Annotated in this window: 26 protein-coding genes; 15 read left to right on the top strand and 11 right to left on the bottom strand. The window is 63.4% G+C overall.

From position 1 onward, the window contains the following. Nucleotides 1–19 precede the first annotated feature (19 nt). Nucleotides 20–1,717, top strand: a complete 1,698-nt coding sequence (locus DVO78_RS00775; RefSeq protein WP_120002903.1) for an SLC13 family permease — start codon at nucleotides 20–22, stop codon at nucleotides 1,715–1,717. Here the strand turns inward: DVO78_RS00775 and DVO78_RS00770 are convergent. Continuing rightward, nucleotides 1,707–2,918, bottom strand: coding sequence for a DNA recombination protein RmuC (locus tag DVO78_RS00770; protein WP_120002902.1), 1,212 nt, complete (start codon nucleotides 2,916–2,918; stop codon nucleotides 1,707–1,709). The genes DVO78_RS00775 and DVO78_RS00770 overlap by 11 nt on opposite strands. A gap of 92 nt (nucleotides 2,919–3,010) precedes the next feature. On the opposite strand from DVO78_RS00770, the gene DVO78_RS00765 reads away from it, so the two are divergent. After that, nucleotides 3,011–4,054, top strand: a complete 1,044-nt coding sequence (locus DVO78_RS00765) for a PPK2 family polyphosphate kinase (RefSeq protein WP_120002901.1) — start codon at nucleotides 3,011–3,013, stop codon at nucleotides 4,052–4,054. Nucleotides 4,055–4,303: 249 nt separating this feature from the next. Here the strand turns inward: DVO78_RS00765 and DVO78_RS18270 are convergent, their stop codons facing one another. The 6 genes from DVO78_RS18270 to DVO78_RS00740 all read right to left on the bottom strand — a co-directional run bounded on the left by DVO78_RS18270 (nucleotide 4,304) and on the right by DVO78_RS00740 (nucleotide 8,239). Next, the gene (locus DVO78_RS18270) at nucleotides 4,304–4,501 is read right to left on the bottom strand and encodes a hypothetical protein (protein ID WP_420799045.1); all 198 of its coding nucleotides are present in this window, start codon (nucleotides 4,499–4,501) and stop codon (nucleotides 4,304–4,306) included. 147 nt (nucleotides 4,502–4,648) lie between these two features. Further along, nucleotides 4,649–5,848, bottom strand: coding sequence for a 13E12 repeat family protein (locus DVO78_RS00760; RefSeq protein ID WP_157983777.1), 1,200 nt, complete (start codon nucleotides 5,846–5,848; stop codon nucleotides 4,649–4,651). 104 nt (nucleotides 5,849–5,952) lie between these two features. Then, nucleotides 5,953–7,101, bottom strand: coding sequence for an FAD-dependent oxidoreductase (locus tag DVO78_RS00755; RefSeq protein WP_202912042.1), 1,149 nt, complete (start codon nucleotides 7,099–7,101; stop codon nucleotides 5,953–5,955). Then, complete coding sequence (locus DVO78_RS00750) at nucleotides 7,085–7,327, bottom strand: helix-turn-helix domain-containing protein (protein ID WP_120002898.1); 243 nt, start codon at nucleotides 7,325–7,327, stop codon at nucleotides 7,085–7,087. Before DVO78_RS00750 ends, DVO78_RS00755 begins: the two co-directional genes overlap by 17 nt. Beyond that, the gene (locus DVO78_RS00745) at nucleotides 7,327–7,806 is read right to left on the bottom strand and encodes a DUF2975 domain-containing protein (protein ID WP_120002897.1); all 480 of its coding nucleotides are present in this window, start codon (nucleotides 7,804–7,806) and stop codon (nucleotides 7,327–7,329) included. Before DVO78_RS00745 ends, DVO78_RS00750 begins: the two co-directional genes overlap by 1 nt. A 154-nt stretch (nucleotides 7,807–7,960) precedes the next feature. Then, entirely contained in the window at nucleotides 7,961–8,239 is a 279-nt protein-coding gene (locus tag DVO78_RS00740; protein WP_120002896.1) for a hypothetical protein, read from the bottom strand. Between the two features lie 162 nt (nucleotides 8,240–8,401). Here DVO78_RS00740 and DVO78_RS00735 point away from each other — a divergent pair, with 162 nt between their 5' ends. The 3 genes from DVO78_RS00735 to DVO78_RS00725 all read left to right on the top strand — a co-directional run bounded on the left by DVO78_RS00735 (nucleotide 8,402) and on the right by DVO78_RS00725 (nucleotide 11,124). Beyond that, complete coding sequence (locus DVO78_RS00735) at nucleotides 8,402–10,192, top strand: GmrSD restriction endonuclease domain-containing protein (protein WP_120002895.1); 1,791 nt, start codon at nucleotides 8,402–8,404, stop codon at nucleotides 10,190–10,192. 66 nt (nucleotides 10,193–10,258) lie between these two features. Beyond that, nucleotides 10,259–10,759: a helix-turn-helix domain-containing protein gene (locus DVO78_RS00730; protein WP_120002894.1), complete on the top strand. Its 501-nt coding sequence runs from the start codon at nucleotides 10,259–10,261 to the stop codon at nucleotides 10,757–10,759. After that, a complete protein-coding gene (locus DVO78_RS00725; RefSeq protein WP_120002893.1) occupies nucleotides 10,756–11,124 on the top strand; it encodes a HepT-like ribonuclease domain-containing protein in 369 nt (122 codons plus the stop codon). Before DVO78_RS00730 ends, DVO78_RS00725 begins: the two co-directional genes overlap by 4 nt. Before the next feature lie 130 nt (nucleotides 11,125–11,254). Here DVO78_RS00725 and DVO78_RS00720 read toward each other — a convergent pair whose 3' ends face one another. Both DVO78_RS00720 and DVO78_RS00715 read right to left on the bottom strand, forming a co-directional pair. Then, on the bottom strand, nucleotides 11,255–12,061 hold the full coding sequence (locus DVO78_RS00720) for an alpha/beta fold hydrolase (RefSeq protein WP_120002892.1): 807 nt from the start codon (nucleotides 12,059–12,061) through the stop codon (nucleotides 11,255–11,257). Between the two features lie 87 nt (nucleotides 12,062–12,148). After that, nucleotides 12,149–12,781, bottom strand: coding sequence for an NUDIX domain-containing protein (locus DVO78_RS00715; protein ID WP_120002891.1), 633 nt, complete (start codon nucleotides 12,779–12,781; stop codon nucleotides 12,149–12,151). A 126-nt stretch (nucleotides 12,782–12,907) separates the two neighbouring features. Between DVO78_RS00715 and DVO78_RS00710 the strand changes: the two genes are divergently transcribed. Beyond that, nucleotides 12,908–13,675: a histidine phosphatase family protein gene (locus tag DVO78_RS00710; RefSeq protein ID WP_120002890.1), complete on the top strand. Its 768-nt coding sequence runs from the start codon at nucleotides 12,908–12,910 to the stop codon at nucleotides 13,673–13,675. A gap of 115 nt (nucleotides 13,676–13,790) precedes the next feature. Beyond that, nucleotides 13,791–14,312, top strand: a complete 522-nt coding sequence (locus tag DVO78_RS00705; protein ID WP_120002889.1) for a hypothetical protein — start codon at nucleotides 13,791–13,793, stop codon at nucleotides 14,310–14,312. Nucleotides 14,313–14,322: 10 nt separating this feature from the next. Here the strand turns inward: DVO78_RS00705 and DVO78_RS18100 are convergent, their stop codons facing one another. Beyond that, nucleotides 14,323–14,451 carry a hypothetical protein gene (locus DVO78_RS18100; RefSeq protein ID WP_274380722.1) on the bottom strand — a complete coding sequence of 43 codons (129 nt, stop codon included), beginning with the start codon at nucleotides 14,449–14,451 and terminating at the stop codon, nucleotides 14,323–14,325. A gap of 58 nt (nucleotides 14,452–14,509) precedes the next feature. On the opposite strand from DVO78_RS18100, the gene DVO78_RS00700 reads away from it, so the two are divergent. The 6 genes from DVO78_RS00700 (at nucleotide 14,510) to DVO78_RS00680 (ending at nucleotide 20,414) form a co-directional block, all read left to right on the top strand. Beyond that, a complete protein-coding gene (locus DVO78_RS00700; protein ID WP_120002888.1) occupies nucleotides 14,510–15,475 on the top strand; it encodes an ABC transporter ATP-binding protein in 966 nt (321 codons plus the stop codon). Then, nucleotides 15,472–16,299, top strand: a complete 828-nt coding sequence (locus tag DVO78_RS00695; protein ID WP_238385064.1) for an ABC transporter permease — start codon at nucleotides 15,472–15,474, stop codon at nucleotides 16,297–16,299. Before DVO78_RS00700 ends, DVO78_RS00695 begins: the two co-directional genes overlap by 4 nt. Before the next feature lie 96 nt (nucleotides 16,300–16,395). Beyond that, a complete protein-coding gene (locus DVO78_RS00690; protein WP_120002887.1) occupies nucleotides 16,396–17,547 on the top strand; it encodes a sensor histidine kinase in 1,152 nt (383 codons plus the stop codon). Continuing rightward, the gene (locus DVO78_RS00685; RefSeq protein ID WP_120002886.1) at nucleotides 17,544–18,173 is read left to right on the top strand and encodes a response regulator transcription factor; all 630 of its coding nucleotides are present in this window, start codon (nucleotides 17,544–17,546) and stop codon (nucleotides 18,171–18,173) included. The genes DVO78_RS00690 and DVO78_RS00685 overlap by 4 nt, the downstream gene beginning before the upstream one ends. A gap of 244 nt (nucleotides 18,174–18,417) precedes the next feature. Beyond that, entirely contained in the window at nucleotides 18,418–19,089 is a 672-nt protein-coding gene (locus DVO78_RS18215) for a BCCT family transporter (protein WP_338016544.1), read from the top strand. After that, nucleotides 19,089–20,414, top strand: a complete 1,326-nt coding sequence (locus DVO78_RS00680; RefSeq protein WP_338016543.1) for a BCCT family transporter — start codon at nucleotides 19,089–19,091, stop codon at nucleotides 20,412–20,414. The genes DVO78_RS18215 and DVO78_RS00680 overlap by 1 nt, the downstream gene beginning before the upstream one ends. Nucleotides 20,415–20,421: 7 nt before the next feature. Here DVO78_RS00680 and DVO78_RS00675 read toward each other — a convergent pair whose 3' ends face one another. After that, nucleotides 20,422–21,327, bottom strand: a complete 906-nt coding sequence (locus DVO78_RS00675) for a formylglycine-generating enzyme family protein (protein WP_238385063.1) — start codon at nucleotides 21,325–21,327, stop codon at nucleotides 20,422–20,424. Nucleotides 21,328–21,368: 41 nt separating this feature from the next. Here DVO78_RS00675 and betC point away from each other — a divergent pair, with 41 nt between their 5' ends. Then, nucleotides 21,369–22,913: a choline-sulfatase gene (gene betC / locus DVO78_RS00670; protein ID WP_120002884.1), complete on the top strand. Its 1,545-nt coding sequence runs from the start codon at nucleotides 21,369–21,371 to the stop codon at nucleotides 22,911–22,913. Then, nucleotides 22,910–23,287 (top strand): YidH family protein, encoded by a 378-nt coding sequence (locus tag DVO78_RS00665; protein ID WP_120002883.1) that lies wholly within the window; start codon nucleotides 22,910–22,912, stop codon nucleotides 23,285–23,287. The genes betC and DVO78_RS00665 overlap by 4 nt, the downstream gene beginning before the upstream one ends. Nucleotides 23,288–23,289: the final 2 nt, after the last annotated feature.

Here is a 23,289-nt window from a genome sequence, read left to right as displayed (position 1 = left end):
ACTAAGGAGCTGGTGACCCATGATGCCACCGCGTTCCCGGGTGACCGGGGCACATCTTCAACAGTATGACCCCAGAGAACAGTCGGAGCGCGAGAGCACCGAACTGTCGGCCGGCCATCAGGCTGAGGGATTCGCTAAACCGGCTTTGCTCCGGCGGCTGATCGGACTTTTCGGCGGAGTGGTCCTGGCTTTGATCATCTTCGCCATCATGCCCGCAGATATCGAACTCTGGCCCCGGCTTACAGCCGCCACGGCAGTGCTGATGGCCGTCTGGTGGATGACGGAGGCTATCCCGATCCCGGCCACTGCACTGCTGCCGCTGCTGCTGTTTCCGATTCTGGTGCCCGAAGACGAGTTCGGCAGCGGCGATGAACCGGCCGGAGGTGTGGGCTTTGACGATGTCGGCGCCTCCTACGGGAATAACATCATCTTCCTGTTCATGGGCGGGTTCATGCTGGCCCTGGCCATGCAGCGGTGGAACTTGCACCGCAGGATCGCTTTAGGGACTCTGCGCCTGATGGGCTCCAAACCAACTGCCCTGATCGCGGGTTTCATGATCGCCACCGGGTTCCTGTCGATGTGGGTGTCCAACACCGCCACCGCGGTCATGATGCTGCCCATCGGCATCTCGGTGTTGATGCTGGTGCGTAAGATTCTCGCCGGCGAAGATCCTGCCACCGCTGGTGCGGCCGAAGACGAGGACGCTCAGGAGGAGGGCAAGAAGCAGGCCATCAAGTCGAACTTCGGCACAGCGCTGATGCTCGGCATCGCCTATGCCGCCTCGATCGGGTCACTGGGCACGATTATCGGCACACCGCCCAACACGCTGCTGGCCGGACATATGAGCACGAATCACGATGTGACCATCGGCTTCGCCCAGTGGATGCTGGTCGGTGTTCCGCTGTCAATAGTGATGATGGCCTTCACCTGGTTCATGCTCACCAAGGTCGTCTTCCGCCCGGAGATCGACCATATTCCTGGTGGGGGCGAGCTGATCAAGGAGCAGCTTCGCAAACTTGGTCCGATGAGCCAGGGCGAGATCCGCGTCCTGCTGATCTTCATCCTGGCCGCCCTGCTATGGGTCTTCGTGCCCATCGGAACTGATGTGCTGGAGGCCTTAGGCGTGGTCCCGCCGGATACCGACCCGCCGATCGAAGATGCCGGTATCGCGATGCTGGTCGGCCTGCTGCTGTTCCTGCTGCCGGCCGGCGGCAACGCCAAGAAAGGCGTTCGCCTGCTGGATTGGGACTATGCGGTGAAGCTTCCCTGGGGCGTGCTGCTGCTCTTCGGTGGCGGTCTGGCCCTCTCTGGCCAGTTCGGGGCATCGGGTCTCTCCGAATGGTTGGGCACTCAGATGGAAGGACTGGCCGGGGTGCCGATCTGGGTCCTGGTGCTTGTCACAGCGCTAGGGGTGCTGGTGCTGACTGAGATGACGTCGAATACCGCCACTGCGGCGACCTTCCTCCCGGTGGCATCTGGCGTCGCCATGGGTACCGGGGTGGACCCACTGATTCTGGCCGCTCCGGTGGCGTTGGCGGCGACGTGTGCATTCATGCTGCCGGTGGCCACTCCGCCCAACGCCATCGCCTACGGCTCCGGGTATGTGACCATCGGTCAGATGGTCAAAGGTGGACTCTGGCTGAACCTTGCGGCCGTGATAGTCATTACGATGGTGTCGATGAGCATTCTGGTCTGGGTCTTCGGACTCACTCTGTAGGTGTTCCGGGCTCTGCGGGCTTGTGGCCCCGTAGACGTGGCCCGAGCGGGTTGACCTCAGTGGCGACGTGGTCGGCCGCCACCGTTGCAGTCAGTTCTTCTGCGCCGTGCTTGGCCGAATCTGCCACCTCCAGCCGGCTTAGCGTCTCTGCTTGCGGAAGCACTCTGCGCTCGATATTGCCGATGAGTTTGTTGTAAGCCCCCACAGCCTGGGACAGCCGGGCACCGGTCTCCTCCAGATACTTGCTCATCGCCGCCAGACGCCGGTAGAGCTCCCGGGAATGGTCCACCACTTCCTTGATGTTGGCGGCCACCCGCTCCTGCCGCCATGCAGTCTCCACTGCTTTCAGCGAGGCCAGCAGTGAGGCCGGGGAGACCAGGGCAACGCCTCTGGCCATGGCCCAGTCCAGCAGCTGCGGGTCAGTCTCCAGTGCTGCGGAGAGCAGTGACTCTGCCGGCACAAAGCAGAACACCACATCTGGGGAGAGCTCGACGGCGTCCCAGTACCGCTTCTTGGCCAGTTCCTCGACGCGGCCACGCAGCGCTTTGGCCTGTGCGCGGGGATCAGTCGCGTTCAGCGGGGCCTTGGCGTCGATGATCAGCTGCCGGCCCCCGGGCAGATGCACTACCATATCCGGGCGCAGCACCTCCCCGTCAGGGTTGGTGCCGGTGTGCTGCACGGCGAAGTCCACATGCGAGAGCATGCCCGCGGCCTCCACCACCCTGCGCAGCTGTACCTCACCCCAGTGCCCGCGGGCGGAGGTGGAGTGCAGCGAGCCCAGCAGCGCCTGGGTGGATTCGATGATCTTGGCATCGGACTCAGCGGCGGTGCTCAGCTGCTGGCTGAGTCGGGAGTGCTGTGCGGAGCGTTCGCGCTCCAGCTCCTGGATACGGCGCTGCATCTCGGTCACACCCTGCCGCACCGGGTGCAACATCTCCAGCAGGGATTCGCGCTCCTGGGCCGCCTCCGCTTCTTCGGCACGACGCCGTTCGATCTCCTCCAACCTGCCGCGGGCCGCAGCGAGGTTCTGCTGAGCTTCGGTGAGCTGTGCGCTCAGCCGCTCGGTGTTCGCCTGGCTGTCTGCCAGCTGCTGGTGGATTAACTTTCGGGTGCCGTCGTGCCGTGTCAGCAGATACCAGGCAGCCACCGTGCCGATGATCAGGCCCAGCGCGAGTCCAAGAAGAAGCATCAACCATTCCATGCCACCACTCTGCCACCCGGTACGGAGATGTGGTGGAAGCACTCATGCTGCGTCGAAAGGAGCTTGAGTCTAACGGTCTGTAGGCTGTGGGGATGACTGATGTGAAGCCCTTGGCAGTTGAGCTGACCGGAGTTCCGGGTCCGAAGGTCACCGGTGTGCCGTTCGACGGCGACCCGCGCGCACTGTGGCGGGTGGCTCAGGATGAGCATCCGCTGGATCTCGGTGAGATCAGCACCCGACGCCGGGTCGGCTTCGACGGGAGGAAGAAGCGCGGTCTGAAGACTCTGGCCGAGCGCGCTGATCTGCTCGCTGAGCTGCAGGAGCTGCTCTGGGCCCACCACATTTCTGCTCCGAGGGCTGAGAAGTCCGCGGTGCTGAAGGCGATCGCCGGGCGCGCACCGGCACTGGACAAGAGTCACAAGAAGCGGCGCAGCGAACTATTCGACGGTGAGGTCGAAAAGGCGTTGGACTCCTTGGACCCGGGACCGCGCGTGCTGCTGGTGTTGCAGGGGATGGACGCCTCCGGCAAGGGCGGAATGGTGAAGTCCGTAGTCGGGACGATGGATCCGCTGGGTGTGGATGTGACCGCCTTCGGCAAGCCCACCGAAGAAGAGCAGTCCCAGCATTATCTCCAGCGCATCATTGCCCGGCTGCCCGCGCCGGGGCATGTGGGGGTCTTCGACCGCTCGCACTACGAGGATGTCCTGGTGCCGGCGGTGAACGGAACCCTTGATGCCGATGAGCTGGCACTCCGGGTGGAGACGCTGCAGCTCTTTGAGCAGGAGCTGGTGCGCCATGGATTCGTGATAGTGAAGGTGATGCTGCACATTTCCGCCAAGGAGCAGCTGGAGCGGCTGATCTCGCGGCTGGACCGTGAGCACAAGCACTGGAAGTACGATCCCTCGGATGCCCAGGCACGCAAGGAGTTTGACTCGTACCGCACGATCTACTCGGGCATGCTGGAGGCCACCGACGCTGATCACGCGCCCTGGCATGTGGTCGGTGCCGACAGGAAGTGGTACTCACGGCTGGCAGTGCAGGAGATTCTCATCGCCGCTCTGGCCGACCTCAACCTGAAGTGGCCTGCCGCGGACTACGACATCGAGTTCGAGAGGCAGCGCCTGCTGACAGCCTAGTCAGGTCATCAGAGTCAGCTCATCAGCGCCTCATTGTTCCTGGTGAGGCGCCTCGGGCCAGACTGGAGTTCGTTTTGGTGCCAGATCTCCGTGTCACCCCGGTCTTGCGTGACTCTGGTCCTGTGTCACTGTCACTTTGGTTTGGAGTCCTTCCGGTTCTGGGATCGTCGAGAGCACTGGCCCCGGGACAGGATGATGTGGGCAACGGCGTGCCTGACCCGCCGCGCTTGTGGGGCGCAGCTGGCGGGTTCAGGCAACACTGTGCGCCACCCAGTCCGGCGGATCACCTCGCGGTGGCGGACTCTTGGCGACGGATGGTTTTCCCGGTGTGGCGTCATGATCGTGACCGAGGTTGTGGCTTTTGATCTGGTGGTGGTCATGGCAGAGCACTTGCAGATTCGTTCCGGTAGTTTGGCCGCCGGTCTCGAAGGATTGCTTGTGGTCGATCTCTGCCCGCCAGCCGGAGTTGCTGCACCCAGGCTGAACGCATTGGCCATCGCGGAGTAGGATCGCCTCACGTTGTTTATCCCGGGAGGTCCGGGACTGGTACGTCTTGGTCAGCAGGTTTTCGGCCGCTGGATCAGCAGTATTGATTCAGTCCTGGAGCGCGTCTCGGGCGGCGGATGGAGGTTCAATGCTGTGTTCTGCGGCATTGGCCCTGGGACCTCCGGTGGTCTGTGGGGTTGGGCCGCAGCGCCGGTGGACCACTGTGACGATCTCATCATGCCCATCGGGCCCTGGGCGGGTGCCGGCGAGGTACCAGTCGTGATCGGCGTCGGGGTCTGTGGCGATCCGGCGCACCTGGTCGGCGGGCAGTGACCAGGAGCGGTCCCAGCTGATGGCTGGGGCATCAGACTCCCCGGCCACGGTTTGGAGCGGGACCAGAATCCCGATCTTCGCGTGCACCGGCGAAAGCTGTGCTGCTGTTGGCGGGGCCGCGCCGTCGTGCTCTGAGTGCTCGGCGGCGCGGAGCTGATTGGTGCTGTGAAGCCGGTCGGTGAAGGCATCAGCGATCCGCTGGGTCAGGGTCCGGCTCTCCACAGTCCGCTCCGCCAGCGTGTTGTCTTCCAGGGCCTGCCCCTGCTGTGGCGTGTTTTCGACACCCGTGTCCTTGGTGGCAGAGTCAGCAGCCGTACGGGATGTGTGGCGGGCCTGGGCGTAGATCTCCTGCTCCAATGGCGCTGCCACCAGGGTGGGGATCAGTGCGTCAATGCGGGTAATGCCGTCACCACGGTGGTGGAAGGTCACATAGCGTGTGGCCTGAGCCCGCTCATAGCGTTCTTCGAACGCTGCACTATCCAGTTCCGGGACCCGGCGTTTCAGCCACGCATCCAAGCCTGCGGCATTCTCCTGCGGGGCTTTGGCGGCGATCTCGGCGTCGATCACCCGAAGCAGATCATCGCGGTGAGCAATGTCTTCTACAGCCTGGGCGGCACTCTTCGCACGGTCGCGGTCAATGGCACCGGCAGTGTATGAGGCCCAGGTCTTCGGTAGCTTCCGGCTCAGGAACTCGCCTGTGCCCAGCAACCGGCGCACGGCGGCCTCGGTCATCCCCAGTACAGCGGCGGCGTCGCGGATGATGGTCTTCTCGACCGCCTGGCGGGTGAAGGAGTGCTGGTCTTTATTCTGATGCAGTTTCCGGGCTTTGTAGGTCAGCAGGTGCTGCACCTTCGCCGCTTGTGCCCGGCGTTCGGCGATTTCCTGCTCCCAGGCGGCAGCCAGTTCCGGTTCGCCGGCCAGATGGGCCGCGCGATCCGGCAGCTGATGCGCTGGAGACAAGAGCCTTGCGTTCATAGGATTCACGTTACTCGTGGGGTCGGACATGCCTCCGGTCGGGTCAGGACTCGTACCCTTCAGACCGGAGTAGCCGCAGATCAGAGACCGCTCGGCATGGGCCCTCAGCGCGTTGGAATGACTTGATTCGGCGAGGGGAAAGACTTGTCGGCGAAGAGGATATGCCCGGCAGCGGCTCGACCGGCACCGATGCGCAGACCGAGAAAGGCAGCCTCGGCCGCAGCTGGTGTGCGGATCTGCGCCAGGGCGTGTCGCATGGCCAGACGGCCGCGGAACTCTCTGCGCAACGCTGCGCCGTCGTAGACTTGCAGCGTGCTGCGATCAGCGTTGGTCAGGGCTTGGTGGAGTGTTCCGGCCGCGTAGTCGGAGAGCCGCAGGCAGGGATCGAGCCCGCCAGCGGTCAGCGGTGAGACGGCACCGGCGGCATCGCCGACCAGCAGCCCGCGCGGAGAGCTGATCCGCCGCAGCAAGCCGCCCACTGGGATGGGGCCACCGCGTGGTTCTGCCTGCGCAGGATTCCGGTCGGCGGGGGAGAGACCAGGAGCCACGGCGGCATAGCTCTCCAGGGCATGGTTGATCCCATGCGGATAGCGGTGGGCGTAGCCGGCCACACCGACGTGGGCATGGACGCCGTCGTTGACGGTCCAGGCGAGGTAGCCGGGTGCTAACCGTGGGTCGATCACACAGTGGAAGGCAGGCTCCCCGGCCGGGTCGGTGAGCGGATAGACCCGCTCGGTACCGACCAGCAGGTGGGCGTTGAGGTCCAGACCCAGGTGTTTGGCGACCTGGGACCGGGCACCATCGGCACCCACTATGAACCGGGCAGCGATCCGCCGGGCGCCGTCGTCCTCCCTGATCAGCCAGTCGTCCTCCACAAGCCCCAGGAAGCGGGTGCCCAGCCGCAGATCCACTCCGGCCAGCACGGCTTCACGCGCATAGTGTTCATACAGCGGTCCCATCTCCCCGACACGGTACTCATCGCGCTCACTGCTCAGTCGCACCGGTTTTCGCAGGCTGGGCGGGTAGAGCACCATGGTGCGGATGGGCGGACCGAGATGCTCGGTGGGCAGGCCGTAGTCGCTCAGGGTCTTGCGCACGAAGATTCCGGTGGTGCGGATGAACTCGGTGAGGCGCCGTCGTCGTTCTATCAGTGTCACGCTATGCCCGAGCTGGGCCAGGAGCGTGGCGGTGCGCAGGCCGGCGAGCCCGGCGCCGACCACCAGCACATCGGTGTGTTCAGTCGGTGTGGTCATTGGTTGTGTGATAAGTCGGGTCATCAGGAGTCCGTTCCAGGATGTCGCCGGGCTGGCAGTCCAGCACCCGGCAGATGGCGTCAAGGGTGGTGAAGCGGACGGCCTTGGCCCGCCCGTTCTTCAGGACTGCGACATTGGCGGGGCTGATGCCGACGCGGTCGGCGAACTCGCCCACGCTCATCTTGCGCTTGGCGAGCATGACGTCGATGTTCACGCGGATGGGCATCAGACCACCTGGTCCATCTCGGTGCGCAGCGTGGTGGCCTGGCGCAGCAGGGCGCGCATGACCGTCATCAGCAGTCCGACGGCGGTGACCAGGATCAGGGCCAGCCCCATCATGGCGTGGTAGATGGTGTTGCCGATATCGGCGGCGAGCATGATGATCACCACGACGAGGCTGACCCAGACCATGCCGATGGTCACCAGGATCGCGTTGACCCAGGGTGCGGCGGCGTCGCTGAAGATGCGGTCACGGGACACCAGGTTCAGCAGGCCCCAGGTGCAGGCGATGACGGCCTGGAGGCAGGCGATCCAGAAGATGGTGATGGCGGTGGCGGAGACCTGCCAGTGGGCGTGTTCGGGGGAGGCCTGCGCTTGCCACCGGAACTGGGCTGGGATGACGGCGACCTGTATCGCAAGCAGGCACCCGAACAGCAGAATCAGCAGAGCGCGCAGGGTATTGATGAGCCAGGGGCATGTTGACATGACACGAGTATCAACAGAAATCTATCGAAAATCAATAGATTGAGCGTGAAGGATGACGACGCCGGGGTTGGGTTGGAGTTTCAGCACCGGCATGACCAGTCCGGCGGACAGGGTTCTATAAGCCTCCACGCCCGTCGGATACCGATCAGACGACCTACTCGAAGTCAGTCGCGATATGAGCGGCGATCACCTTGCTGCCGGTCAGCAGAGACAACATCGCATCATGGGCGTAGACCTTATGCGACTGCCTGGTGTTGTACCACCGACCTTCAGCGAAGATTGCCGCGTAGGTGTATATCGTGCCCTTAGGCTCGAACTGTACCTGACACCTCGTGACGGTGCTTTCCTTGATCGCTTGGCGCTTCTCAACATCGCGCCGGATCTGCTTGACCGTCGCCACGACGTCGAGGTCCGGATCACGGTTGTGTCCCATGGCGAACGCCTTCTCCTTTATTGCATGTGGACGCGATCGACACTAGGCGGAGGGTAAGACATGGGTGGGGTCGGTCACCTGGTCGGTGCCGGTATTCGGGGGCTGGTGAACCTGGGATAGGGTCGAATTAACGTGACGTACCGATAGAGCGTGAGGGAGCCCATGTCGAAGTACAGCGTTCAGCAGCACCAGGTGGAGACATTACTGTCCTGGGTCAAGAGCGGTCAGATTGCGATTCCGGAGATGCAACGGCCGTTCGTCTGGAGCTCCACGAAAGTGCGTGACCTCATGGATTCTCTGTATAAGGGATATCCGGTTGGGTATCTCATTACCTGGCAGAGTCAGGAGATTGGGCTGAAGGACGGCACCACTTCCGGGTTCAAGCACATTCTGATTGATGGTCAGCAGCGTATTACCGCCATGACTGCGGCGCTCGTGGGCCACGCAGTGGTTGACAAGGACTACTCGAAGAAGCGCATCAAGATAGCATTCAACCCGCAGACCGAAGAGTTCCAGACACTTACACCGGTTATCGATCGGGACAAAGCATGGATCTCGGATGTTGCAGAGTTCATGAACGACTCGTCGACGTTCTCAGCGATCCGTGCGTACCTCACGCAGAATCCAGAAGCAGATGAAAAGGCCGTTGTCGACGCCTGCGGCAAATTGTCGGCGGTCCGGAATGCTCAAGTGGGCATCATTACCTTGGCGGATGAACTTGATATCAACACGGTGACTGAGATCTTTATTCGGATCAATTCCAAGGGAGTCCCGCTCTCCAGCGCAGACTTCGCCATGAGTAAGATCTCCAGTCAGGGTGAGCACGGATCGCAGCTCCGCAAACTTATTGACTACTTCTGCCATATGGCCAGACATCCAGGTGTTTACGACGACATTGTCAAGAATGATGCCGGGTTCGTGGAGTCCGGTTTCATGAGCAAGATCGCCTGGCTCAAAGACGACGCATCTGACCTTTATGACCCGGACTATACAGACGTGATCCGTGTAGCTGGTTTGCGGGGCTTCGGTCGAGGCAAGATGGCTTCGCTGGTGAGTCTGCTTTCGGGTCGTGATTTCGAAACCCGCACCTTCCGTGAGGACCTTGCAGCAGAGTCCTTTGCTACCTTGGAGAAAGTGCTGTTGGAGATCGTCAACCAGTACAACTTCCAGCAATTCACTCTGACCATCAAGTCTGCTGGATTTACTCAGGCGAAGATGATCAGCTCCAAGAACGCGTTGAACTTCGCCTATGCGTTGTACCTCAGGCTTCGCGCGGAGAAGTTCCTGTCCGAGGGCCAGATTAAGCGCGTAGTGCGCCGATGGTTCATTATGTCCATGCTGACCGGGCGGCATTCTGGTTCGCTTGAGACCCAGTTCGAGCTCGATATACGTCGGATCGATGAACTCGGTGTAGAGGAGTACCTGAACCAGATCGAGAGAGGCCAACTGACTGATGGATTCTGGGAGGTGGAGCTGCCGTCTAACATGAACACCACCAGCACACGCAGTCCGTATTTCACGGTCTTTCTGGCAGCACAGATTCAGCGCAATGCCAAAGGCTTCTTGTCTAAACACATCACCATAGGTCAGATGATGGAAGAAGGCGGAGATATTCACCATCTGGTACCGAAGAATTACTTGGTGCGTTCTGGGGTGACGGACCGAACTCAGTACAACCAGATTGCCAACTATGCACTGACGGAGACCCCGGTGAACATTGGGATCAAAGACGCGGCACCCGCTGACTACCTGAAACGGGTAGGCGATCAGGTGGAGACCGGCGAGCTGGGGTTGGGAGAGCTCGCCTCGGAGGAAGAGCTCGCCAGCACTTTTGAGGAGAACGCCGTTCCTGCCTCCCTGCGGAAAACGACCTCCGAAACATATCAGGAGTTCCTGGCAGAACGTAGAGAACAGATGGCGGCCTATATTCGGGATTACTATCGAGGGCTTTAATCCCCCACGGGGTCGACGACGCTGCCAACCCTTCCGTATAGCAATTTTTAGCTATATTCTGGATTCATGGGTGCTGAAGACAATCTGCTGATCGAGGAGGTGCCGCGCCACCGGTTCTTCCGTGCGCGCCGGGTCGCCCTTGGGCTGACGCAGGCTCAGCTGGCCGAGCGCACTGGTACCACCCAGTCAGTTATCGCCGCAATAGAGAGTGGACGACGACGCCTGAGCCCAGTTGCTGAGAAGAAGCTGAGTGAGGCGCTGCGTGCGAACCCTGCGGAGCTGCTCGCCCGGCACCGTCGGCGTATTCTTTGCGAAGCTGAGGAGCTTGGCTTTGAAGCGATCAAGGTCTTCGGGTCGGTGGCACAGGGGAGAGCGACTGATGAGAGCGACATCGACTTCTTCGTCGAGTTTCCCGCCGACGCCGACCACGACGCCTTTGCGGTGATCGAATTACGCCGACGCCTGGAGAGCATCTTGAGCGTGCCGGTAGACTTGATGTCGGTGCCGAAGAACCCCGAGGACTACGGTGGTATTTACCGCAAACGTGATGAGGCCATCGCTGTATGACCAGCGACGGACGTCATGAGCGAAAGCTGCGTGACATCAGTCGTCAGCTGGGGATCTGCCGGATGATCGCTGACGAGGGTTACGAGGCTTTCGTGAGCCGATCACCGGCGGGGCTGACCAATCGTTACGCCGCAGAGCGAGCCATCGAGATCATCGCCGAGGCAACCCGAGGCCTTGACGAAGATTGGAAAGCAGAACATTCGAAGGTGCCCTGGCGCCGCATCTACGACATGCGGAACCTGCTGTCCCACGAATACGGGCGCGTCGACTACGACGTCGTCTGGAACGTACTGACAGCAAAACTGCCAGAGTTCGTGCAGCAGACGGGGGTTGAGCCTGAGACCGATCCCTACTCAGAGCTGTGATTGAACCGTCAATACGTCTTGTGGTGGTAAGCCCGGAGTTGCCCGCGGCACCGATGTTAGTTTTGACCTGCGGAGAGCCATGACGCGAGAACAAGGGCTCGCAGGTTCATATCCTGTCAGCCCCAGCTCCTCATCTGCCCCCAGCATGGAGGAAACGTTTCAGCACTTCGGTGAAGACCTGGCTCTGCTCGGCGTGCACCCAATGCCCGGCGCCTTTGACCGTGGTCAAAGTGGTGCGGGGGAAGAGCTCCCTCATGGCGGGGGCGTAGTCGTCCTTGATGTAGTCGGACTTGGCCCCGGCGACCCACAGCACTGGGTGCTCGAACTGCCTGCGGGCGTCGTCGGTATCTGGAAAATCTGCGATCTGGGGCAACGACTGGCGCAGCAGCTGCAGGTTGGGCCGCCAGCGGAAGCCGTCGTCGCTGCGCACCATGCTCTGCAGCAGGAAACCGCGGACCATATCCTCAGGGATCGGCTCGCGCAGTAGCTCGTCGGCGTCACCGCGGGAACTGATCTCCTTCAGCGGTAAGTCCAGCAGGCTGTCCAGCAGGTGCTCGAACTCTCCCATGGACTGATGTGCCACCGGCGAGATGTCCACCACCGCCAGGCGGCCGATCAGCTCCGGATGACGAAGCGCCAGCAGCATCGCCACCTTGCCACCCATGGAGTGGCCCACAAGATTCACCGGCGCCTCAGCGGCCACCGTGCGGCGCAGATGCTCAGCCACCACATCAGCCTGCTCCACGTAGTCGAACCGCTGGGTCCAGTCCGAGGCCCCGTGGTTGGGCAGGTCCACCAGCAGAGACTGAAAATCCGAGGTGAGCCCCTTGGCGATCTGCCTGAAGTTCTTCCCCTGGCCGAAGAGCCCGTGCAGAAACACCACGGTCTCACCTGTTTCACCGACTATCTCAGAGTGCAGCGACAACTCTTCGGCCATTCCTCGTCCTCCTGTTCTGCTCCGCATACTTGCCCTGCCATCGTAGAGGCCCGGTGCTGATCCTCGGTCCTGTTCAGTCGGCCCTGTTCAGGGCGCGAGGCCGCGGGGCTGATCCGGCCAGGGCGCCCGGGCATCACGCAGCCGGCCTGCACCGGTGCGCACCGCATGCAGCGCGAGAATCCCGGTGACGGCCGAAGGGTTGTGCATCCTCCCGGCAAGCACTGCCTCCACCGCCTCACCCAGCGGCACCCACTGAAAGCTCAGATCCGCCTCCTCAGCCTGGCGCACATGCCGCTCCGCCTCAGGCACCTCACTCAACCCCTCGGCCAGGTAGATGCGGATTGCCTCGTTGTGCGCCCCCGGAGTGGTGTAGAAGTCCACCAGCGTATGCCAGACCGAGGCCCGCAGGTCGGACTCCTCTGCCAGCTCCCGCTGAGCGGCCTCCAGCATCGGTTCGCCCTCCACATCCAGCAGTCCGGCAGGAATCTCCCAGAGGTTCATCCGCACCGGATGCCGGTACTGGTTGATCAGCAGTACACGGTCCTCAGCGTCCGCCGCCAGCACCGCTACCGCACCCGGATGGCTGACATAGACCCGGGTCAGCTCTTCAGCGCCGGTACCGAAGCGGAAGCGCTCCTCCACCACATCCAGCACCGGAGTGGTCAGCAGCACCCCGGAGGAGGTGATCGGATGCTCGGCGGGCTCATCGCGCAGGCTCATAGATCAAGAGTACGGGCACCTGGGCAAGAAGCTTCCACGGTCCGCGTCGTCGCCATGGCATAGGGTGAAACATGGAGCCTTGTGGCGACACGTACAGCACTGCATGGAGATGACAGGGGAGCGGGAATGATCCGAATTGTGCTCATCCGGCACGGCGAAACCGAATGGAACAAGGACCACAGGCTGCAGGGGCGCTCAGACATCCCTCTGGCAGACTCCGGAATCCAACAGGCCCGGATCGCCGGCGGGTTCGTCCGGGCGCAGAACCCGCAGCAGGGTTACGTCTCCTCCCTGGTGCGGACCCAGCAGACCTTCGCCGAATTCGGACTCGATATCGCCCCCACTGTCCGCCCTGACCTGGCCGAGCAGAACCTGGGGGAGTGGGAGGGTGGATACGCCGCCGAGATCCGGGATGACTTCCCCGATCAGTTCGAAGGCTGGCGCGCCGGAAGCTTCACCCCGGCCGGCGGTGAGTCCCACCAGGAGCTGGTCACCCGCATGCGGGGTGCCTTCTTCGACATCGTCCGCCACACTGCCGAGATCCAGCCCAGCCCCTCCACCGACCTCAGCTTTGAGGTGCGCACCGCCGCAGTGGTCTCCCACGGGGCAGCGCTGCGAGTGCTGTTCGAAGGGTTGAAGCTGATCGACCGGCACCAGTTCATCCCGCTGACTCCCGCCGCGGTCACGGTGATCGACGTGCCGCTGCACAAGGGGCCTGTTTCTTCATCCCTGCCCAAGAGTGGTCTCGATGATCATACCGACGACGACGCCGAGGCAGCACTGGTCCGCAGCCTTACCGATGAGCAGATCACCGACCGCTGCCGGCTTCGCCTGATCAACCTCTCACCCGAACTGCTGAATCCGGCGGCCGCCGAATCTGTGGCTATTGGGTGAGCAGAGAACCCTCCCGCGATTGCCGCAGACGGCGTAGTGTTGCCGCATGCAGCGGTGGGAATCCTTTACGGTCAATGGCAGCAGGGTTGGTGGGCTCTGGCGTCAATACGCAGATATGACCCTCACTACTCGCATCGCATTTCCGCTGGAGGGTGAGGCAGAGGCTTATCGTGCCGAATCGGTCGTCCGCTTCCAGGACGACGGTGAATCCTGGCAGCACTACACCTTTCGGCAGGAGCCCGGAACAGTTGAGGCCAGTAGTGTACGTACCGAAGACGGTCTGGGAGAGGACACCCTGCCCAGCTATGGCGAGTATCTGCTGCTGATGGACGTGATCGGCTCCGGCGCTGCCTCCGAACAGTATTGGCGGATCCAGGACAGCGACCCCTCCGCTGAGCCCTCGCTGGCTGAAGTCCGAGCGGCCGGCATTGAGAACGTGGAGCTCCCGGACGGACCGCAGGACTGCCGTCGCTACGACATCCTCGAATCCGGTGCTCGCGTGGGGTCCCACTGGGCGACCGCCGCCGGCCTGGTCCGCAGTGACTGGAACGGCCCCGTCTCGTTCTACCAGTCCAAAGAAGCCGTGCTGGAGGGCCTTGATCCGATGATCTCCGAGTTCCTCATCAGCGGCTTCTGACTTCAGCGGGCTACGCCACGCTGAGCGGGGTCTCCCCGCCGCCGAAACCAGCTTCAGGCGTGAAGGCCGTGACCGCCGTACGCGGCCGAGAGGCGAGCGGGGTCTCCCCGCCGCCGGAACCAGCACTGACAAATGTCATGACGGATTCGTGACAGGTGCTCTACGCGTTCCCTGCCTCCAGCCCCCATGCTGGAGGTATGAACACACAGATACGTACTGAACGGATCGCAGAGCCCGACGACGCCGGCTCGCCCGTCATCACCGTCAGCGACGTCGTCCGCTCTTTCCCCGACGGGGACGGAGGACGGGTGCGCGCCGTCGACGGTGTGAGCCTGGCCTTCCAGAGAGGTGAGGTGACGGCGGTCCTTGGCCCCAACGGCGCTGGCAAGACCACGCTGATCGATATGATCCTCGGGCTCAACACCCCGGAGTCAGGAACTATCCGAGTGCTGGGCGGCTCACCGCGCAAGGCCGCGCAGAACGGACGGCTCGGGGCACTGCTGCAGACCGGCGGACTGCTGCCTGACCTCTCAGTAAAGGAGACCGTGCAGATCATCGCCGCACTGCACAAGAACCGCCTCCCGGTCGATGAGGTGATGGAGACCGCCGGGCTGGGAGGCATCGCCGGCCGTGCGGTGGGCAAATGCTCTGGTGGCCAGCAGCAGCGGCTGAAGTTCGCCCTGGCCCTGCTGCCCCGGCCGGACATCATCATCCTGGACGAGCCCACCGCAGGAATGGACGTGGGCGCCCGGCACGAGTTCTGGGACCGGATGCGCGACACCGCCGAGTCCGGCACCACCGTCCTGTTCGCCACCCACTACCTGGAGGAGGCCGAACAGTTTGCCCGCCGCACCGTGCTGATGCACTCCGGTAAAGTTATCGCAGACGGTCCCACTGACGAGGTCCGCCAGCGCGCCGGCGCAGCTCATGTGAAGGTCACCTGGGAGCCCTCCCCGGAGGAGCTCGAGGCTCTGCCGCAGGTGATCTCCCGTGAGGTCCGCGGGGCCACCATCACCTTCCGCACCGACGACGCCGACGCCCTGGCCCGCCACCTGCTCACCCAAACCGGCGCCCACGGGATCACCGTGCGCCCGGCAAGCCTGGAGGAGGCTTTCATGCAACTGACCAGCACCAACTATGGAGACAAGGAGAGCGGGCGATGAGCAGTCAAGCGAACGAGCAGGGGACCCGCACCGTGCGCCAAGCACGGGGCGGGATGCGAGTGAGTGCCTATATCCTGATGGACTTCTGGCGGAACCTGCGGAACTTCGCCAACTCCTTCTTCATCATCGTGCTGCCCACAGTGCTGTTCCTGATCTTCGGGGTCAGCGCCGACTGGAACGAGTTCGATCTGCCCGACGGCACCGGCAACGTCAGCGCCCACACCATGGTGGGCATCGCCGTCTACGGCGCGGCCACTGCCACCACCTCGCTGGCCGGTTCCGCGGCGGTGGAACTCCAGCAGGGCTGGGGACGCCAGCTGGCGCTGACCTCCATGCCGCATGGGATGTTCGTGCTGGCCAAGTCCATCATCGCCCTGGTCATGGCCGCCTTCCCAGTGCTGCTGATCAACCTGGTGGGCCTGTTCACCGCCACAGAGATGGATCCCGAACGGTGGATCGCCACGGCGCTCCTGACTGTGGTGGCCTCCTTGCCGTTCGCGCTCTACGGGCTGTTGGCGGGCCTGGCCTTCCGCTCCGACGCCGCAGTCGGCGCAGCCGCCGGTCTCCTGGTGGTTCTGGGCTTCCTGGGCAACAACTTCTTCCCGCTGGACGGGATCCTGTTGGACATCGGCCGGTTCACCCCCATGTACGGCGTCACCGCCCTGGCCCGCTACCCGCTTACCGGCGGTGACATCCTCAGCACCGGTGAAGGCACCCTCGGCACCGATCCCCTGTGGGCGCTGTTGCTGAACATCGTGGCCTGGAGCGTCGTCTTTACCGTCGGCTGCTTCCTGCTGCGCCGCCGCAGCACCGCACGGCGATAGAACTCACAGACACCGCAGGTTGTGAACAACTGCGCGGGATATAACCCGCGCACGAGTTCATCACCTGCGGCGTCTGGGCTAAAGGATGGTGAGAGGATGAGCAGTATGGCAACCACCGGCGGGGCTGAGACTGGGGACCTGCGCCTTGAGACCACCGGACGCTCCGGCCCGCGGTTCAACGCAGGTTTTCTGTACGCGGGGATGTGGATCGTCTTCCTTGCCGTGCCGGTGATCGGGATCCTCACCGAAGGCGCCGCGCTCGGCTGGCAGCTTGTGGGCTTTGCCGGCGTCGGGCTCTTCGGAGCGGCCTATCTGTGGCTGAGCTGGCGTGGTTTCGACTCCACGCTGGAATACCGTATCCCGACGAACAGGGAACTGATCATCGGTGTTGTCCTGTTAGCAGCGCTCGGGGCCTTGGTCATCCCTGCAGCCGGGCCCTGGGTCTCCGCCATGACTCCCTTCATCGCCGCAATGGTGATCTACACACGCCGGCCCGCCCTCGGTATCCCCATCGGCGTGCTGGTCTGGGCGGTGCCCAGTGCTATCGCCTTCATCCTCGACGGGGGCAGCAGCTTCTGGATCCTCGGTGGCCCGGGGATGGCCATGCTGTTCATCATCGCCATCCGGATCGCCGAGTATCACGAAGATAACGACCGTCGGAGGGCTGATGAGCTGCGCCAGGCTGAGGAACGCGACCACATCGCCCGGGATGTCCATGACGTGCTCGGGCACTCGCTGACCGTGCTCACCGTCAAGGCGCAGTTGGCCCGGCGGCTGATGGACTCCGATCCGGAGCGGGCCCGCACCGAACTCGAGGCCATCGAACAGCTCTCGCGCGAGTCTCTGAGCCAGGTGCGCTCCACCGTCACCCGGCTGAAGGCCCCGCAGTTTCCCGGTGAGCTCGACGTCGCCCGCTCTACCTTGGAATCGGCGGGAATCGTCCCGTGCATCAGCTCCTCGCTGGAGGGCGAGGGGCCACCGGTGCTGGCTTGGGCGCTGCGGGAGGCGGTGACCAACGTGGTCCGGCACTCGGAGGCTTCCCAGTGTGAGATCAGCATCACCGCAGATCGGCTCCGAGTGGCCGACGACGGCGTGGGGCTCGCCGAGACTCGCGAGGGCAATGGGCTGCGCGGTCTGCGGGAGCGGGCCAGGCAGTCTGGCGCCAACGTAGTCATCGGACGTGCCTATCCGGAGCTGGAGGGCACTGTGCCGGAGCGTCCAGGAACCGTGCTGGAGGTTCACCTGTGAGCACACCGATCCGTCTGCTGCTTGCCGATGACCAGGACCTGGTCCGCGGGGGACTCGCCGCACTGCTGAACCTGGAGCCGGACCTGCACGTGGTCGCGCAAGTCGGCCGGGGAGACCAGCTGCTCGAGGCCGTGCGCCAGCACACCCCGGATGTGGCGCTGGTGGACATCGAAATGCCCAGCAGCGATCCTGGCACCCCCGACGGCATCGAGGCGGTGCGTCAGGTGGTCGAGGCCAAACTGCCGGTGCGCTGCCTGATCGTGACCACTTTCGGCCGTCCTGGTTATCTGCGCCGGGCCATGGACGCCGGGGCAGCCGGCTTCGTGGTCAAAGACACCCCGGCCGAACAGCTGGCCGCCATGGTCCGGAGGGTCGCTGCTGGGCAGCGCGTGGTCGATCCGGCGCTCGCCGCCGACTCCCTGACCGGCGGCCTCAACCCACTGACCGGACGGGAGCAGCAGGTCCTGCGCGCCGCGGCCGAAGGCGGCTCCATCAAGGCGATTGCTGCCAAGATCCACCTCTCGCAGGGGACCGTGCGCAACCACCTCTCCTCGGCGATCGGTAAGACCGGAGCTCAGAACCGTCACGACGCTGCTCGGCAGGCAATAAACAACGGTTGGGTTTGAATTCTGGCTAGGATGTCTCTATGCCCAGAAGCATGAGTTCCACAGCGCCCAATACTGCTGCGGGTTATGCCAACGACTCCTGGGAAGGCGCTGCCATCGGTTGGTGCGGAAGCGATCCTTAACCTTCTGAGCCCCACACGTCGTTTCCTCACGCCATTCAGTATCACTTCCTCCTGACCCACCTTCGCTGATGTGGGCCGCGCGATGACGCATTCCGAAACAGAATATAGAGGAGTAATTTCCGATGAAGGACCCTGACCAGCCTCTCCGCAAGAAGCTCGGAGCCGGGGCCAGACGCGCCGGACGCCGGGCCGGCGAAGCTCTCGAGACTTTAGATTACCGGCGCCCCAAATACCCCCATGACACTCACCCGGCTTTGGTGCCAGGCATCGGCATCGATGACCAGCGGCGCAGTTACGGTATCGACAAGGTGGTGCTTCTTGTCGCCGGGGTGCTCACCGTTGCTTTCGTCATTTGGGGCGTGCTAGGCCCTGAACAGGTAGCCGCTGTTGCTGACACGGCTTTCACCTGGGTGACCTTCAACATCTCCTGGCTGTTCAATATCACCGCCGCCGTCATCCTTGTCGCCATGCTTACCCTCGCCTTCTCGCCCTACGGACGCATTCCGTTGGGCAAGGACGGCGAGCAGACCGAGTTCTCCACCTTCGCATGGATATCCATGCTCTTCGCCGCCGGACTGGGAATCGGGGTGCTGTTCTTCGGGCCATCCGAGCCGCTCGTCTACTACACCTCACCGCCGCCGCTGACCAATGAGCCCGAGACCACCGAGGCGATGCACTACTCCCTGGGGCAGACCTTTTTCCACTGGGGATTCCACGCCTGGGCGATCTACGCCCTGGTAGGAGGAGAGGAGCTGTCGCTTACGCTGCCTACCGCCGCGGACGGGTGCTGCTGATGTCGTCGGTCTTCCGCACCCTGTTCGGCAAGAGGCACTCCGAGGGCTTCGCCGGACAGCTGATCGACATCTTCGCCATTATCGCCACCTTGTTCGGCACTGCCGCAACGGTCGGCATTGCGGCCATGCAAGTAGGTCAAGGTGTGACCATCGTGGCCGGGTGGGATGAGCTGGGCAACACGGCCCTGCTGGTGATCATCGCGGTGCTGACGATCGGATTCATCCTATCGGCGGTCTCCGGAGTTGCCCGGGGCATCCGCTATCTCTCCAACATCAACATCGTGATGACCTTGGGCATTGTCTTGATCATCTTCATCGCGGGGCCGACGCTCTTTCTGGCGAACCTGCTGCCTTCAGGCGTCATGGAGTACATCGGAAACATGTTCGAGCTGATGGGCCGTTCTGCCTCCTGGGGAGATGACACTCAGCAGTTCCAATCCTGGTGGACGGTGTATTACTGGGCCTGGTGGATATCCTGGTCACCCTTCGTGGGCATTTTCATCGCTAGGATCTCCCGTGGCCGCAGCATTCGCCAGTTCATCCTGGGTGTCATCACGGTCCCCACCGTGCTGCTGATCGTGTCCTACGGAGTGATGGGCGGGACCGCCATGTGGATGTACCGTGAAGGGTACGAGGGCTTCAGCGCCGATATGGCGGCCCCGGAGGTGTTCTTCACCATTGTGGAGAACATCCCTGCAGTTGCCGTTTGGCTGCCCGTGGTGACCATCCTGGTGCTGGCCGTCTTCGCCGTCACCGCCCTGGACTCCGCATCGACGGTGATGGGCATGCTCTCCTCCCGCGGCAGCCAGTCACCCCGGGTCGTCGTCGTCGTGTTCTGGGGCCTGGTGATGACCGGGATCGCCGTGGTGATGCTCCTGCTGGGTGACGCAACGGCCCTGGACGGGCTTCAGCAGTTGGTCATCGTCACCGCGGTGCCCTTCTCGATCGTCATGCTGCTGATCATCGTCGCCTGGTTCAGGGAGCTGCGCACTGACCCTTATACGCTTCGCCAACGGTACGCGGAGACGGCTGTCAGCAATGCTGTGGTCGAAGGTGTGGATCAGTACGGTGACGACTTCGCCTTCGGAGTGGTTCCCAGTGCTCCCGGGGAGGGCGCAGGTGCTGACATCGACTCATCGCATGCTGACTACACCGAGTGGTACCAACGCACCAATGAGCATGGTGAGCCTGTGGGTTACGACTTCGAGACCGGTGAGTGGGAAGACGGGTACGACCCGCAGACAGGGGAGATCGGCAGTGTCGCGACGACTGCAGAAGACATGAGTTCCCCGGATGAGAAGAGTGAAGGCGGCCCCTCTGTCTGACCTAGACTCAGCCGGCCCGGAGCGCAAGGCGGAAGCCGGTGTGCCCCAAGGAGGTGTCGGCAGTGGTCACGGTCCGAGACGAGGTGCGGTACCGCCTGCAATAAGAGTCATGGCAGAGATACGAACCACCCCGCATCACGGCCCGGTCGTCACCGGCGGCGAAGCTGCTGGACGTCCACTCCCACACATTTCCCGTCATATTGTGCAGTCCGTAGCCGTTGGGCGGGAAACTGTCTGCGGCCACTGTTCCCACCGGGCCCTCGGGGGTGCCGGGGAACTGTCCGCGGAACGTGTTCATCCTGGGTATTCCCTCCGGCTCCAGCAGGCCGCCCCACGGGTAGGGCTGCTGGTCAAGCCCGCCGCGAGCGGCGAATTCCCATTCGCTCTCATCCGGCAGCCTTGCTCCCACCCACTGCGCATAGGCCTCGGCGTCGTGGCGCGAGACATGGGTGACAGGGTGGTGGATGCGCTGTTCCACGGTCGAGTCCACCCCTTCGGGTTGAAACCAGCAGGCTCCCGGCACCTGCCGCCACCACGGGGCACTGGTCACTGCCGGGGAGTTCCTGTGCCAGGCGCTGAGCAGACCGGAAAAGACCAGGGAGTTCCCGTGGCGCTCTGCGTCGGTGGCGTACCCTGTCTCCAGCACAAAGGCTGCGAATTCGGCGACGGTCACCGTAGTGGCGGAGATCGCGAACGGTGCCACCTGGACCCACCGCACCGGGACTTCGCCATCCTCCGGGGAGGCCAGCCGGTCGTCACTCCCCATCCGGAACCGCCCACCGCTCAGCCCGATCAGCGACAGCTGCTCACCGGAGGCAGCGGCGAGTCGGTGCAGCAGCGGCCGCTCAGCCGCCGTCCGGTTGACCCCGGACGCGCGGCTGCCGCGCGATGGCCCGCAGCATGCACTCATCATCAACTCCTCGAACAACGTGAGTCAAAGGTACTCTAAGGCACATGACCCGCCCGAACATCGTAGTGATCCAGGCCGACCAAATGGCCGCGGCGGCGTTGGGAGCCTACGGCGATCAAGCATCCAGAACCCCTTCGATCGACGCCTTGGCAGATCAGGGCGCAGTGTTCGACCGCGCTTATTGCAACTCCCCGTTATGCGCGCCCTCGCGGGCCTCAATGATGACTGGCCGGATGCCGTCGGACATCGAGTGCTACGACAACGGTGATGACTTCCCGGCCTCGGTGCCGACCTTCGCCCACCATCTGCGTGCCGCCGGTTACCACACCGCGCTGATCGGACGCATGCACTTCATCGGCCCTGACCAGCACCATGGTTTCGAACAGCGGCTGACCACTGATGTCTACCCGGCGGATCTCGACATGGTCCCCGACTGGGACCGTCCACTGGAGCAGCGGCTGCAGTGGTATCACGACGCCGCCCCCGTCTTCACCGCCGGAGTGTCCAAGGCCTCCGTCCAGCAGGACTTTGACGACGAGGTCGGCTGGAGGAGTCTTCGGCATCTCAACGACAGGGTTCGAGCTGACCGGGCCACCGATGAGGAAAGGCCTTTCCTCATGGTCTCCAGCTTCATCCACCCTCATGACCCCTATGAGCCGCCTCGCGAGCACTGGGACAGGTTCGCCGACGTCGACATCCCTGGCCCTCGGCACCCGGAGCCGCCGTCGCCCGACCAGGACCCCCACACCTCCCGGCTGCGGCAGATGAGCGGATTCGACACACGAGAGCCCGACATCGAGGATGTTCGACGGGCTCGCCGGGCCTATTATGCCGCGGTCAGCTACATCGATGATCACATCGGCCGGATCCGTCAGCGGATCGAGGACCTCGGGCTGGCGGACAACACTGTCATGATCATCACCAGCGACCACGGCGACATGCTGGGAGAAAAGGGGCTGTGGTACAAGATGTCCCCCTACGAGCAGTCCTCTCGCGTCCCGTTGATCATCTCCGGGCCAGAGCACCTAATACCTCGTGGGCGGTTCGCCCACCCAGTCTCCTTGGTGGATCTGCTGCCCACGCTCCTCGAGATCTGCGGGGCCGCAGCGCCTGGAGAGGAAGTGCCCGATGCTGCCGGAATCTCTCTGCTCGAATCCATCCGGCGGGAGCTCACCGGCGAAGTCGGGCCGGATGACAGGGACATCGTCATCGAATACCTCGCAGAGGGAACCTATAAGCCTCAGCTGACTCTGGTCCGCGGGCGGTTCAAGTTCACCGCCTGTCCCGGGGACCCCGATCAACTGTTCGACCTGGAAGCTGACCCGGAGGAGCTGCATAACATTGCCGCTGAGTCCGAGCAGGCTGAGCAGGTGGAACTGCTGCGTAAGGAACTGCAGGCCCGCTATGACCTGCACGTCCTGGATGAACAGGTGCGGTCCAGCCAACGCCGCCGCCGGCTGGCCAGCAGAGCACTGGCCACCGGAAAGACCAGACCCTGGGACTTTGACCCGGACCCGGAGCAGCGCTACGTCCGCGGTGACTTCTGGAACGCCCTGGAGCGAGGCAAGATTGAGGATGCGGACCGGTGAGACGAGAGAAGGGAGCAGTGTGGCGGGAACGGGTTCTCGGCGGCGGAGAGGAGCCTGATCCGCGCTTCACCTTGGCCAATGAGCGTACATTCCTGTCCTGGATCCGCACCTCCTTGGCTCTGCTCGCCGGAGGTGTGGCGGTGGAGGCGTTCACCCAGAACATCTTCGAAGCGCAGACGCGTACTCTGCTGGCGGTGGTGCTGCTGCTGGTGCTCGGCACGCTGCTGGCCGCCGGAGCGTTCACCCGCTGGCTGCGGGTCGAACGCAGCCTGCGGCACAGGCGGCCGCTGCCGCTGCCGCTGATCGCCCCGCTGCTCGGAGCCGGTGTGGCACTGATCTCTTTGGTGCTGCTCATTGTGCTGATGCAGGGGTAGCG

Origin of the sequence: Nesterenkonia muleiensis (genome assembly GCF_003600155.1) — a bacterium.
Classification (GTDB): domain Bacteria; phylum Actinomycetota; class Actinomycetes; order Actinomycetales; family Micrococcaceae; genus Nesterenkonia; species Nesterenkonia muleiensis.
This window is presented reverse-complemented; position numbering and strand designations above follow the sequence as displayed.